Source organism: Enterococcus sp. UD-01 (genome assembly GCF_044909655.1).
GTDB lineage: Bacteria > Bacillota > Bacilli > Lactobacillales > Enterococcaceae > Enterococcus_L.
Window position 1 is genome coordinate 67,353 of record NZ_JBIYEU010000011.1, and the last position, 13,393, is coordinate 80,745.

At 40.2% G+C, this 13,393-nt stretch carries 11 protein-coding genes; 9 read left to right on the forward strand and 2 right to left on the reverse strand.

Features of this window, described 5'->3' with window-relative positions; translation table 11 throughout:
• The first annotated feature begins 5 nt into the window (after positions 1-5).
• Together gyrA and ABH902_RS10380 are read left to right on the forward strand one after the other, a co-directional pair.
• On the forward strand, positions 6-2,486 hold the full coding sequence (gene gyrA, locus ABH902_RS10375; protein WP_404590650.1) for a DNA gyrase subunit A: 2,481 nt from the start codon (positions 6-8) through the stop codon (positions 2,484-2,486).
• A gap of 188 nt (positions 2,487-2,674) precedes the next feature.
• Positions 2,675-3,106 carry a hypothetical protein gene (locus ABH902_RS10380; RefSeq protein WP_154777002.1) on the forward strand — a complete coding sequence of 144 codons (432 nt, stop codon included), beginning with the start codon at positions 2,675-2,677 and terminating at the stop codon, positions 3,104-3,106.
• Positions 3,107-3,232: 126 nt separating this feature from the next.
• Here ABH902_RS10380 and ABH902_RS10385 read toward each other — a convergent pair whose 3' ends face one another.
• Positions 3,233-3,610, reverse strand: coding sequence for a PaaI family thioesterase (locus ABH902_RS10385; protein WP_404590651.1), 378 nt, complete (start codon positions 3,608-3,610; stop codon positions 3,233-3,235).
• 155 nt (positions 3,611-3,765) lie between these two features.
• On the opposite strand from ABH902_RS10385, the gene ABH902_RS10390 reads away from it, so the two are divergent.
• The 7 genes from ABH902_RS10390 (at position 3,766) to menC (ending at position 11,666) form a co-directional block, all read left to right on the forward strand.
• Entirely contained in the window at positions 3,766-4,131 is a 366-nt protein-coding gene (locus ABH902_RS10390) for a YccF domain-containing protein (RefSeq protein ID WP_404590652.1), read from the forward strand.
• A gap of 222 nt (positions 4,132-4,353) precedes the next feature.
• Complete coding sequence (gene menB, locus ABH902_RS10395) at positions 4,354-5,169, forward strand: 1,4-dihydroxy-2-naphthoyl-CoA synthase (protein ID WP_404590653.1); 816 nt, start codon at positions 4,354-4,356, stop codon at positions 5,167-5,169.
• A gap of 12 nt (positions 5,170-5,181) precedes the next feature.
• Positions 5,182-6,651, forward strand: coding sequence for an o-succinylbenzoate--CoA ligase (locus ABH902_RS10400; RefSeq protein WP_404590654.1), 1,470 nt, complete (start codon positions 5,182-5,184; stop codon positions 6,649-6,651).
• Positions 6,648-8,036, forward strand: a complete 1,389-nt coding sequence (locus tag ABH902_RS10405) for an isochorismate synthase MenF (protein ID WP_404590655.1) — start codon at positions 6,648-6,650, stop codon at positions 8,034-8,036. Before ABH902_RS10400 ends, ABH902_RS10405 begins: the two co-directional genes overlap by 4 nt.
• Positions 8,011-9,735 carry a 2-succinyl-5-enolpyruvyl-6-hydroxy-3-cyclohexene-1-carboxylic-acid synthase gene (gene menD / locus ABH902_RS10410; RefSeq protein WP_404590656.1) on the forward strand — a complete coding sequence of 575 codons (1,725 nt, stop codon included), beginning with the start codon at positions 8,011-8,013 and terminating at the stop codon, positions 9,733-9,735. The genes ABH902_RS10405 and menD overlap by 26 nt, the downstream gene beginning before the upstream one ends.
• Position 9,736: 1 nt before the next feature.
• Positions 9,737-10,570 (forward strand): 2-succinyl-6-hydroxy-2,4-cyclohexadiene-1-carboxylate synthase, encoded by an 834-nt coding sequence (gene menH / locus ABH902_RS10415; protein WP_404590657.1) that lies wholly within the window; start codon positions 9,737-9,739, stop codon positions 10,568-10,570.
• Positions 10,560-11,666, forward strand: a complete 1,107-nt coding sequence (gene menC / locus ABH902_RS10420; protein ID WP_404590658.1) for an o-succinylbenzoate synthase — start codon at positions 10,560-10,562, stop codon at positions 11,664-11,666. Before menH ends, menC begins: the two co-directional genes overlap by 11 nt.
• Positions 11,667-11,711: 45 nt before the next feature.
• On the opposite strand, the gene ABH902_RS10425 is transcribed toward menC, so the two are convergent.
• A complete protein-coding gene (locus tag ABH902_RS10425) occupies positions 11,712-13,238 on the reverse strand; it encodes an AMP-binding protein (RefSeq protein ID WP_404590659.1) in 1,527 nt (508 codons plus the stop codon).
• Positions 13,239-13,393: the final 155 nt, after the last annotated feature.

The window sequence follows — 13,393 nt, forward strand, 5'->3', positions numbered from 1 at the left end:
AATTCATGAGTGAAGAAATGAAAGAAAACATTCAAGACGTCAATCTGACCAGTGAAATGAAAGAATCCTTCATTGATTATGCGATGAGCGTTATCGTAGCTCGGGCATTGCCGGATGTACGTGATGGGTTGAAGCCTGTTCACCGCCGTATTTTATACGGGATGAATGAGTTGGGTGTTACACCTGATAAACCACATAAAAAATCTGCCCGTATCGTTGGGGATGTTATGGGTAAGTACCATCCTCACGGCGACAGTGCAATTTATGAGTCAATGGTCCGGATGGCGCAGCCGTTTAGCTACCGCAGCATGCTGGTGGATGGTCACGGAAACTTCGGTTCTGTCGATGGCGACGGTGCCGCTGCGATGCGTTATACAGAAGCGCGTATGACAAAAATCGCTTTGGAAATGCTGCGTGATATCAATAAAGATACCGTTGATTTCCACGGAAACTATGATGATTCAGAACAAGAACCGGATGTATTACCGGCGCGTTTTCCTAACCTGCTGGTCAATGGTACCACCGGGATTGCTGTAGGGATGGCGACGAACATTCCGCCGCATAATTTAGCGGAAGTTATTGAGGCAACCAATTTATTAATGGACAATCCTGACGTAACAACAAATGAACTGATGGAAGTCTTGCCTGGTCCGGATTTTCCTACAGGCGGGTTAGTTATGGGAAAATCAGGAATTCGTCGTGCGTATGAAACTGGTAAAGGGTCAATCACTGTTCGTGCGAAAGTCGAAATTACTGAAATGCCGAACGGGAAAGAACGTATTTTAGTTTCTGAGCTACCGTATATGGTTAACAAAGCAAAATTAATCGAGCGTATTTCAGAGCTCCATCGTGAAAAACGAATTGAAGGTATTACGGATTTACGTGATGAATCTTCTCGTGAAGGGATGCGGATCGTTATCGATGTGCGTCGCGATGTTAGTGCATCTGTTATCTTGAATAATCTATATAAAATGACCGCTTTACAAAGTTCTTTTGGATTTAATATGCTGGCGATTGAAAAAGGCATACCGAAGATTTTGAGTTTAAAACAAATTCTTGAAAATTATATCGAACACCAAAAAGTCGTTATTGTCCGCAGAACCAAATTTGATAAGAAAAAAGCGGAAGCGCGTGCGCATATTTTGGAAGGCTTGCGGATTGCTTTAGATCATATCGATGAAATCATTGCAATTATCCGCGGTTCAAGAGCGGATGATGAAGCGAAAGCATCATTGATTGAACGTTTTGATTTTACAGATCGTCAAGCACAAGCAATCATGGATATGCGTTTACGTAGCTTAACCGGCTTGCAGCGTGACAAGGTTGAAAATGAATACCAAGAGCTATTGGCATTTATCGCTGACATGGATGATATTTTAGCACGTCCTGAACGTGTTGTTGAAATCATCAAAACCGAACTAGGGGATATCCGTGATAAATATGGCGATGCTCGCCGTACGGAATTATTAGTCGGTGAAGTCTTGAGTCTTGAAGACGAAGATTTAATCGAAGAAGAAGAAGTGGTCATCACGTTGACGAACAATGGCTATATTAAACGTGTAGCTAACAGTGAATTCCGGGCACAACGTCGCGGTGGTCGCGGTGTTCAAGGCATGGGTGTTCATGATGATGATTTCGTGAAGAATTTAGTGTCTTGTTCTACTCATGACACCTTATTATTCTTTACTAATAACGGAAAAGTCTACCGTGCAAAAGGTTATGAAATTCCTGAATACGGCCGCACAGCCAAAGGAATTCCTGTAATTAATTTGCTGGGGATTGATTCCAGCGAAAAAATTCAGGCAATCATTGCCGTTGAAGGCCAAGCTGAAGCAGGGCACTACTTATTCTTTACCACTCGCAAAGGTACAGTCAAACGTACCGCCGTCACTGCTTTTTCAAATATTCGAAGCAACGGTCTGATTGCGATAGGTCTAAAAGAAGACGATGAGCTGGTAAATGTAGTCTTAACCAACGGTGAACAGAACATGATTATCGGTACGCATAATGGGTATTCTGTAACCTTTGCCGAAACAGCTGTCCGTGATATGGGACGAACGGCTTCTGGTGTACGCGGTATTCGTTTAAGAGAAGATGACTACGTTGTAGGAGCCTCTTTATTGGACGCTGACACGGAAGTTCTAGTCTTGACGGAAAATGGTTACGGCAAGCGCACAAAAGCCTCTGAGTACCCTGTAAAAGGCCGTGGCGGTAAAGGAATTAAGACAGCCAATATTACGGCGAAAAATGGTCCATTAGCTGGACTTACTACAGTTCGTGGTGACGAAGATATTCTGGTGATTACAAATAAAGGCGTTATTATCCGCTTTAATGTCGATTCAGTTTCACAAACCGGACGTTCAACACTAGGTGTTCGTTTGATGAGAATGGAAGAAGATGCGAAAGTAGTCACAATGGCAGTGGTTGAACCAGAGCCGGAAGAAGAAACAGAAACAACAGAAAATCAGGCAGCGACAGAAGAATAGAAGCACACTTCAAACAGGAATAAAGGCTCAATGTCTTTTATTCCTGTTTTTTTATTATTTCTAAGATAGAACCACCCTTTTTCAGAACAATATTTATTAAAATAAATAAAAATGTTAATTAACATTTCTTTTACTTTAATAAAAAGTACGTTTATAATAAAAAGTAATAAGAAGTGTGAGGTAAGAGGATGATACAAGAAAAACTATTATTAGATAAAACGTTTTCGAAGCAATTGAATATCGGTACAGCATTATCCAACTTTATTGATGATATTCTAGAAGTATTTGGAGAGAAAACGATTGTTATAGAACGTAAACCTATTACATTTTCAGAATATTTCTACGTTGAATTGATCACATTCTCCAACCATTTTAAAGTGCGGACCAGTCTTAAACGAAATCCGGATACGCTTGATATTGAAGCAAAAGCTTATTCTGAACCAAATCACAGCTATTTATCTAATTTAACGTTGGAAGAATTAAGTGTGATGCGTTTGTTAGTAAAAAAAGAACGAGAGCATATTATTGAACAAAAATATGCAGACGTAAATCAAAATGAATTAGAATTGGTTTCTTCTTTATTGATGAAGCTGAAAATTATCACAGGAGAAATTATTTAAATAATCGTTTCGTTTTACGAGATTTGAAAGTAAATAAAAACAGCTAAGCAAACAGCGATTGTAATGACCTCAAAAAGCTAGAGTCTTGTTCTATTTTTTGAGGTCTGTTCCAATTGCCATGTTCTTTTAGCTGCTTTTTATTTCTCTTCTCATTAACGTACATCGTCCAACAGATGTGAGTTCATTGGCGTCATTAAAGATTTTTGCTTCCCAGACTTGGATAGAGTGTCCTACATGGTTGGGCTGAGCGATGACGCTCAATGTTCCGCTGGCGGCACTTTTTAAATGATTGATTTGTAAATCCACTCCGACCGCATATGCTTCAGTTTCGGAAAGCTGCTCATTAGCGCCGATACTACAAGCTGTTTCAATTAAAACGCCATTGACGCCGCCGTGAACAATGCCATGTGGCTGTTTGTGAAAATCTGATATATCCATAGTTAGAACCACTTGATCTTTGGAGGACTCTTTGGTCTTGATTTGTAAATATTGTAACAGATCCATAGTATCAATCCTTTTACGTTATTTAATGAGATCAGTATAACACAGAATTGGCTTATACTTGAATGCAAGAAGTTTTATTATGATAAGTAAAAGAATTTCTTTTAAAGTTATAGTATAATCGGAATTATTATTAAAAAGAAAGTAGCGTGATTTTTATGGGTTGTTTGGGAAATGTTATTTGGTTTATTTTCGGAGGCTTTTTTGGAGGATTATCATGGTTATTGGCAGGAATAATTTGGTGTGTGACAATTGTAGGGATTCCTATTGGTCTTCAATGCTTTAAGTTGGCTGGCTTGAGTTTTTGGCCGTTTGGTAAACAAGTGGTTTACAGTACAAGTAGCATGTCATTTTTAGTCAACATTCTTTGGTTGATTTTTAGTGGCTTTTGGCTGGCTGTCGGTCATTTTATAAGCGGATGTTTGTTGTGCATTACGATTATCGGTATTCCTTTTGGGATGCAGTCATTTAAATTAGCAAAACTAGCGCTGATGCCGTTTGGCGCACAGGTTGTATCTGAGTAATAATTTATAAAAAGAAGATATGTCAATGAATGATGTATCTTTTTTGTTTTATTTTAAGGAATAAATAATAATATTTGAACTTTTATTCCTCTTTAAATCGTCTATCATTCTAAAAAAAGTATATTTGTGTATAATAGAACCGTTGAAAATAAATAAGGATGAACAGTACAAGACTTTCGTAAGAAAGAGTTGAACATTTTTTATTATTTAAGGAGGTTTCCCATGAGAAACTGGACAGTAATCAAGGAATATGAAGAGATTTTATTTGAACAAGAAGGTAAAGTAGCGAAAATTACCATTAATCGTCCTCAGGTGCATAATGCGTTCACGCCAAAGACTGTGATGGAAATGATTGATGCGTTTAACATTAGTCGTGATAGACAAGATATCGGTGTCATTATTTTAACAGGTGCTGGCGATAAGGCTTTTTGTTCCGGCGGTGATCAGAAGGTGCGCGGGCATGGTGGCTATGTCGGTGAAGATAGTGTGCCTCGATTAAATGTATTGGATCTACAGCGTTTAATTCGTGTGATTCCGAAGCCGGTTATTGCCATGGTAAAAGGCTACTCTATTGGCGGCGGGAATGTACTGCAGCTAGTGTGCGACTTAACAATTGCCGCAGATAATGCAGTATTCGGTCAAACGGGCCCTAATGTCGGTAGTTTTGACGGCGGTTATGGTTCCGGTTATTTAGCACGAGTAATCGGTCATAAAAAAGCCAAAGAGGTTTGGTTCCTATGCAAACAATATTCTGCTCAAGAAGCTTTGGATATGGGCTGGATCAATACGATTGCGCCACTTGCTGAGGTAGAAGATGTGACGATGGAGTGGGCGCATGAAATGCTGAAGAAAAGTCCGATTGCTTTGCGGATGATTAAAGCTTCTTTGAATGCAGATACGGATGGACTTGCAGGAATTCAGCAATTAGCAGGCGATGCAACCATGCTTTATTACACAATGGATGAAGCAAAAGAAGGCCGCGATTCATTTAAAGAAAAACGGGAGCCTGACTTTGATCAATTTCCTAAATTTCCATAGAAGGTGACAGACATGAATAGCTGGCTGCAAAAACAAGCTAGTCAAAGACCCGAACATCCTGCGTTTTATTGGCAGGATGAGGTTTGGTCTTTTGCAGAAGTGGCTCAAGAGGTGAATTACTGGGCGAACGAATATGCAGAAAAAATTCCATTTAAAGAAAAACGTGTTGCTTTATTCAGTCGTAATTCCAAAGAGCTTTATTTTTCTATTTTAGCACTGTGGGAATTAGGCAAAGAGCTAGTATTTTTAAACATCCAGTTGAGTGTTGAGGAGCTGCGTTATCAATTAACAGATGCTGAAGTGAATTATGTCGTTGTTGCAGAAGAAAAAATGGCTATTTTGGCTGAAATTACACAGGTAACGACAGTAGCTATGCAGCGCTCTGAACAAGCAGCAAAGCTGAAGTTACCGAACATAGATGTCTATCAACCTGAAATGACAGCGTCAATTATGTATACTTCCGGCACTACCGGCAAGCCGAAAGGCGTGGTGCAGCGTTTTGAAAATCATCGTGCGAGTGCTTTATCTACGCAGGAAAATATGCAGCTTACAGCGGAAGATTGCTGGCTTTGTCCAGTGCCTATATTTCACATTAGCGGCTTGTCCATCATCATTCGACAGCTGGTTTTAGGCTGCAGTGTACGTCTTTATGCAAAATTTGATGCATCAGCAATTACAGCAGATCTAGTACAGGGAAAAGGCACCATTATTTCAGTGGTGGCAGTGATGCTTAAAGAACTGCTGGCGGGGTATCCTGCTTCCGGCTACGCTACTATTTTTAAAGCAATGCTTTTGGGCGGCGGTCCTATTGCACCTAAAGCTCTGGAGCTATGTGAGGAATATGGACTTTGCGTTATTCAATCTTATGGCATGACTGAAACTTGCTCGCAGGTAGTAGCGTTAAGTTTTGCGGATGCTCAGGCGAAACGAGGATCGGCCGGTAAGCCCTTAACTGGAATGAAAATCAAGATTATTGATAATAAAGGGCAGAATTGTTTACCAAATGAAGTAGGTGAGATTTTGCTTAAAGGTCAAAATGTTGTAGGAAATTATTTAAACGGTGCTCAGTGGCAAGCGGTAAAATGGACGGCTGACGGCTGGTTTAGAACAGGTGACATGGGGTATTTGGATGACGATGGTTATTTATATTTAGTCAGTCGTTTAAGTGAATTGATTATTTCAGGCGGAGAAAATATATATCCGACCGAAATCGAACATGTTTTACAAGAACTACCGGGTGTAAAGGAAGTAGCAGTTGTAGGTGAAGCGGATCAGAAATGGGGAGCAGTCCCAGTCGCTTATATTGTTGGTGATCCTACCATTACTGTTGAAAAAGTGAACACATTTGCTCAAGCCTATTTAGCAAAATTTAAATTGCCTAAAAGGGTTTATTTGTGCGACACTTTACCACGAACGGCAAGCGGGAAATTAGCAAAACAACGTTTAACAACAAAAGAAAGGGAGGCTTTTTTTAGTAAATGAGCATTCCTAATGAATTAATAGAAGCATATCATGCTGGATATCGAAAATTCAGCTGGGTCAAAAAAATAAATGAAAACCCGCAGCTTTTGCGTAGTTATTTTGAGAAGGGACGAAAATTCTTTCAGGGAGAACGTTTCTATTGGCAGACGCCGGATCAAAAGATGACGCTAGTTGGTTTTGGTAAGGAAGAGGAATTGACGTTTGAACAGACGACTTTTCAGCAGGTCGAGCATTTTATCGAACAGGAACGTGATAAAATTTATCAAAATCTCGCTATTACAGGTACAGGAGCACTTTTATTTGGCGCATTTCCTTTTGATCGTGAACATGCTGGACAAGCTGAGTGGGGAAAAATGACACAAGGACTCTTTTATTTGCCAACCTATTTGATCACTCAGATTGAAGAGGAGCAGTACCTGACAGTAACCTTCAGTGCTGCAAATCAAGAAGAATTACAGGATAAGTGGACGTATTTAATGAATCAGTTTACGGAAATGATGAAAACAGATATCGTTGAAACTTCTGTTGGTGAAGTAATTGCTGAGGAGATAGGTGTGGAAGAATGGCTGCGTTTAGTTGATAAAACAGTGGCTCAGCTCAAAGAAGCAGGTCCTTTGAAAAAGGTCGTGCTTGCTAGAAAAATGCGAGTAAGCAGTACGGCTGTTTTTCAAGCGGATTTAGTTTTAAAACATTTACAGGAACAGCAATCAAACACGTACTTTTTTGTTCTAGAAGCGGAGCAGCGAGTGTTTATTGGAGCATCACCAGAACGGCTGTTAAAAGCCTCTGTTGAGACATTTTCAACAGCGAGCATTGCCGGATCTGTTTCACGTGGAACAAATGTTCCTGAAGACGAGCAGCTGGGCGCTCACCTTATGAATGATCTGAAAAATCGTCAAGAGCATAAGATTGTTGTAGATCGTATTGTTAAAGAATTAGAAAAAATGACGGATGCACCTATAATTGCAGAAGCCCCCAGTTTATTGAAAAATCGAGATATTCAGCATTTGTATGTTCCAATCATCGGTCAACGGCAAAAAGCTTTTCGATTTTTGCAAGGCATTCAGCAGCTGCATCCAACCCCTGCACTAGGCGGAGAGCCGAAGGAGCTGGCCTTGAACTGGTTAAATGAACACGAAAAGCTGGCTAGAGGGTTATATGGTGCTCCGATTGGCTGGATTGCATTAAAAGAAGATGTAGGCGAATTTGCAGTAGGTATTCGTTCAGCTATTTTGAATAAAAACACCGGCTTTTTATATGCTGGCTGTGGAATTGTGGCAGATTCGCAGGCTGAACTGGAACGAATCGAAACAAAGATTAAGTTTCAGCCAATGTTAAGAGGAATAGGTGGGAAAATAAGTGACGACTCAAATAGAAACAACTAATTATTTGCAACGATTTATTGAAGGATTGATTTCAAGCGGAGTTACTCAAGCAGTTATTAGTCCTGGTTCACGTTCTACGCCGTTAGCTTTATTACTGCACCGTCAAGAGCAGATTACAAGCTTTATTGAAGTAGATGAACGTTCTGCGGCTTTTTTTGCTTTAGGTTTGAGTAAAGCGAGCCGCAAACCAGTTGCGCTTCTTTGCACATCCGGTACGGCTGCGGCAAATTATTATCCCGCCATTTGTGAAGCCAACGCTAGTCAGGTTCCTCTCGTTGTACTGACGACAGATCGTCCGCATGAGCTGCGACAAGTAGGGGCACCACAAGCCATGGATCAATTACAGCTATTCCAAAATCATGTGAAATTATTTGTCGAAATGGCGCTTCCCGAAGGCTCGGCAACTATGCTGGATTATGCCTATTGGCAGGGAGCAAAGGCTGCAGCTACTGCTTGTCAGCTGCCTGCTGGGCCTGTTCATTTGAATTTTCCGTTGAGAGAGCCATTGTTACCGGATTTAACTCAAAAGCTACAGGTAAAGCAAAAAACTATGATTCTTGCTGGCAAACAACAGCTTAGTGAGGAGCAGCTTACGACATGTGTTAATCAATGGCAAGGAAAAAAAGGAGTGCTGATAGTTGGCGGTAGCCATTCATTAGTAGAAGCAGAACAGTTCGTGACCTTAGCAGAAGCACTAAATTGGCCGCTTATCAGTGATCCTTTAGCGAATATCACTACCTGCGGGAAAACGAGTCCGCTGATTATGAGCAATGTGGATTTATTTATCCAAGCTGTTTTATCAGATGTTCAGCCGGAAGTGGTGCTTCGTTTTGGTCCGTTGCCAGTTTCGAAAAATACGATGTTCTGGCTGCAAGCCCTTGATGCAAAGCAAACCGCTATTTATTTAGTAGATGAAATTGGTCAATGGCAGGATCAATTAAAGCAGGCGCAAGTTGTGATTCAAGCAGAAGAACAAGCTTTTGTGCAAGCAATTCTTACTAAAATTCAAAAACAGACGAATGAAGAATGGAGTCAGCTTTGGACGAAACAGCAGCGAGTAACGGGCGAGTTTTTAGCTGAAGCTGCTGAATTAAAAGAGCTGAATGAGACTTCTGCCAGTGTTTTAGTTCATCAAAAAATGGCTAAAAACGGTCAATTATTTGTATCAAACAGCAACGCTATTCGCTTTTTAGACCGTTTCACCGTTGCAGCTGGACAAGGCTATCAGCTTTTCGGTAATCGTGGAATTAATGGCATTGACGGCGTTGTGTCAACTGCTTTAGGGATGTGTGCCGTACAGCCTGAACAGCAAAATGTCTTATTGATTGGCGATTTAGCCTTGTATCATGACATGAATGGACTTTTGGCAGCTAAACGTTATCAGTTACCACTAACAATTGTTTTATTAAATAATAATGGTGGTGGTATTTTTTCATTTTTATCTCAACGTCAATTGACAGAAACTGATTTTGAACCAATATTCGGGACGCCTATTGATTTAGATTTTTCTATAGTAGCGCAATTGTATAAGGCTGCTTATGCCAAAGTCGAAAGCTTGGAGCAATTAGCTACTTTACTGGAAGAAACACAAAAAGCGCCTAAATTTCAGCTGATTGAGGTTGTGGGTGATCGTCAGGACAATGTACAGCTTTATGAAGAAATTTCTAAACGCTTGGCAGAAAAATTAAGAGTAAACTAAAATGAAAATCGACATAAACGGCGTAAATTATTATTATAGCTGGCTTACACCTTATGAGGCAGGACGGGCAACATTAGTTTGTCTGCATGGCTTCACTGGAACAAGTCAGACTTTTGAGCCGGTATTTCAGGAACAGCAGAAGCTGAATATTCTAGCTATTGATTTAATAGGCCATGGGTTTACAGATACGTATGTTCACCCTTATCGCTATCAGATGGCTTGTTTATGTGATGATCTTGCTTGTTTGACAGAGCAATTAGGAATTTTTTCATTTGCTTTATTAGGGTATTCAATGGGCGCGAGGACGGCATTAAGTTTTGCTTGTCGGTATCCTGAAAAAGTCCAGCAGTTGATTTTGGAAAGTGGCTCACCGGGGTTGGAAACGAATTCTGAACGAAGAAAACGCCGTTTTTCGGATAAGCATTTAGCCGCTTTTATCATGAAACATTCACTGGAAGAATTTGTTGCAAAGTGGCAGCAACTACCGTTATTTGCGACCCAGAAGAATTTACCTTTGGAGAGTCAATCAGCAGTTCATCAAGAGCGCATCAGTCAGCAACGATTTGGTCTAGCCTGCAGCTTATGGTTTATGGGAACTGGTGCACAACCAAGCTGTTGGGAGCAACTATCAGAGCTGAACATGCCTATTTTGGCGATTGTAGGGGAGTCGGACAGCAAGTTTCAGCAAATTGCTCAGAATATGCAGAAAAAACAACCTAGTTTATCGATTGATTGCTTGGCTCAGGCTGGACATTGTGTTCATTTAGAACAGCCGCGTACATTTGAACAGAAGGTTTTAGCCTTCTTAGAAAGGGGCAGTACTTTTGCAGATTAAACGAATTGATCGTTACTGTGTGCGGCTGCCACTTAAACAGCCGTTTGAAACCAGCTATGGACGAATTTCAGAGAAAGCCTTTGATCTGATGCTTGTGACTGATGAAAAAGGCAATCAAGGTATTGGTGAGTTGGTGCCGTTTGAACAGCCTGACTATATTGAAGAAACACTGGATACGGCACGTATTGTTATCGAAAAGCATTTGATTCCATTACTGCATAATCGTTGGATTACGCATCCTTTTGAAACAGCTGATTATTTCGATCAAGTAAAAGGTAATTATATGGCGAAATCCAGCCTTGAAACAGCGATTTGGGATCTCTATGCCAGACGGCAGGGAAAGAGCCTTAAATCGTATTTTAAGGACACTAGAGCGAAAGTACCGGTTGGCGTTAGCTTAGGTATTCAAACTGATTTAACAAAATTGCTGGAACAAGTCACTGATTATGTGAATCAAGGCTATCAGCGAATCAAATTGAAAATTCGACCCGGCTACGATTTAGCACCGATCGCAGTAATTCGCCAGCAATTTCCTGATCTATTGCTGATGGTCGATGCCAATTCAGCCTATACAATAGCGGATCTTCCTCATTTGAAAAAGCTGGATAAGTATCAGTTGGCATTGATTGAACAGCCTTTTGCAGCGAATGATTTTCTAGATCATGCACGTCTCCAAAAAGAGCTGGAAACAGCCATCTGCTTAGATGAAAATATACGAACATTAAAGGATTGTGAGCTTGCTTTTGCTTTAGGGAGCTGCCGCAGCATTAATTTAAAGATTCCACGTGTGGGTGGAATAAGTGAAGCTTTACGAATAACTGAATTTTGCCGTGACAAGGACCTGCTTGTCTGGCTGGGCGGAATGTTTGAATCTGGGGTGGGTAGAGCATTGAATTTACAATTTGCCTCACAGCAGCAGCTGACTTTTCCAGGAGATATTTCGGCCTCTGATCGTTATTATTATGAAGATATTTTGTCTGAGCCGATTGCTATTCAAAATGGCATGATTCAAGTGCCGGATGGTTTGGGCATTGGTGTTTCTTTAGCCGAAGAGACGTTATTAAAGTATGGTGCGTATGAAAATTTGTATACTTAAAAAGACAGCCCTGAACCAGCATTATCTGGCTCAAAGGCTGTCGAATTATTGTTCTTTTAACATTTTTTCGATTTGCAAACGTTGCACCTTCATCGTCGCTGTACGAGGAATATCTTCCCAAGCCATAATAATTGGTTCATTCAAACGCGGAAGATCCGCTACCTGTTCCCACCAAGCTTCCCAGTTCATTCCTTGCTTTGGATCAACAGCTAAAATCGGTTGTGGTGAATTATCTTTAGCGCGAACAATAATCACTTCTTGAAGAAAATCCAGTGCATCCAAAAGATGATCTTCAATAGCTAAATTACTATCGATTTTTTCGATCAAGTCAACTTGACGATCCTTTAGGAAAAGATGTCCATTTTCGTCAATATAGCCATAATCACCGCTGTCCCACCAAGGACCAAAGACTGTTGCTTGGAAACGTTCGTCTTCTTTGTAGTAAGTTATAGCGCGACCTTTCGATAAAAATTGAATATGTCCGTCTGTCATTGCGGGTAAAACATTGCCTTCTTTGTCGGCAATTCTAGCTTCTGTTAAACCAGCTAGACCCACACCCATATCTCTGGCATCAGAGGTCTTTAAGGATTCCACTGTATGGGCTTTTAATATCATCGGACCACATTCACTTTGACCATAAACTTGTAGGAAAATCGGATCATTTTTAGCAGAAGCCTTCAAAAAGCTTGCCATGGTCGCGTTATTGATAGCATCAAAGGTAGAATGATAATAACGAACACTAGCAAAGGCTTCAGGGTGATTCTTTGCTAAAGAAGTCCATTGTACAAAATTATTCGGATGTGTTTCCAAGGCAATTGGCTGATTTTCAAGCAGCATCGCTGCGACAGAGTCACTAGCTGAAACAGACAAAGGCATCATTGGGAAACCCATTGCCATCAATGAAGAAATACCGATATTAAAGCGTGAGTGTACAGGAGAAATATGAAAACCGACTAATTTTTTTTCAGCAATTTTAGTGAAAATTGTTTTTTGCCATTTTGTTCGCCAGCCCATAGAATTCGCTGAATGGCAGATAAGCTTTGGAATGCCTGTGGTTCCGGAAGTATGAGTCATATAGGCAATCATATCCTTCGGCAATTCCGTTTGGGGTACTTCCGTTGTAGAAGCTTCCAGTAGTCTTGTAACAGAAATTTGTTTTTCAGGTGAGCTGTTTTTAACTGCCGTGATTTTTGTTTGGGTTTCTTCGTCAAAAAGAATGAAAGGATCTTCTAAGCGATCGACAAAGACTTCGATTGTTTCAGCCGGAAAATGATAGGAAATCATTGCAGGAACAGCGCCTAAATAAGAGGCTGCCACGGCTAACAGATACGTATCGAATTTTGAACTTTTGAAGATAATAATTTTATCTTCTGCTTTTACACCTAAGCTAGCTAATTGGTATGCTCGTTTTAAGATCGCTTCATGGCTTTCTTTGTAAGTGTAGTTTGTGCCTAATTCAGGAAATGCCGGCAAAATTTCATCATGGATAATTGGAACTTCAGGTGTAGCATTCGCTGCATCCTTGTAATTGGTATACAGATTAAGTGGTTGGTATTCTAATAGTTGATTCAACAGCTAAGCATCCTTTCAATAGAGAATATAATGGTTTAATCTGAAAGCTTGTGTAAAATTGAACAAAGACAGTATATCATGAAAAAGTTTTTAGCTAAATAAATTTGATATGATAAAAAAATAAATATTTTTTCAGAATGAAAAGAAAAAAGAGC

Excerpts from the sequence above, each read along its gene's own strand:
- ABH902_RS10380 (WP_154777002.1), top strand. The coding sequence starts at position 2,675 with ATGATACAAGAAAAACTATTATTAGATAAAACGTTTTCGAAGCAATTG.
- gyrA (WP_404590650.1), top strand. The coding sequence starts at position 6 with ATGAGTGAAGAAATGAAAGAAAACATTCAAGACGTCAATCTGACCAGT.
- ABH902_RS10405 (WP_404590655.1), top strand. The coding sequence starts at position 6,648 with ATGAGCATTCCTAATGAATTAATAGAAGCATATCATGCTGGATATCGA.
- ABH902_RS10390 (WP_404590652.1), top strand. The coding sequence starts at position 3,766 with ATGGGTTGTTTGGGAAATGTTATTTGGTTTATTTTCGGAGGCTTTTTT.
- menH (WP_404590657.1), top strand. The coding sequence starts at position 9,737 with ATGAAAATCGACATAAACGGCGTAAATTATTATTATAGCTGGCTTACA.
- ABH902_RS10385 (WP_404590651.1), bottom strand. The coding sequence starts at position 3,610 with ATGGATCTGTTACAATATTTACAAATCAAGACCAAAGAGTCCTCCAAA.
- menB (WP_404590653.1), top strand. The coding sequence starts at position 4,354 with ATGAGAAACTGGACAGTAATCAAGGAATATGAAGAGATTTTATTTGAA.
- ABH902_RS10400 (WP_404590654.1), top strand. The coding sequence starts at position 5,182 with ATGAATAGCTGGCTGCAAAAACAAGCTAGTCAAAGACCCGAACATCCT.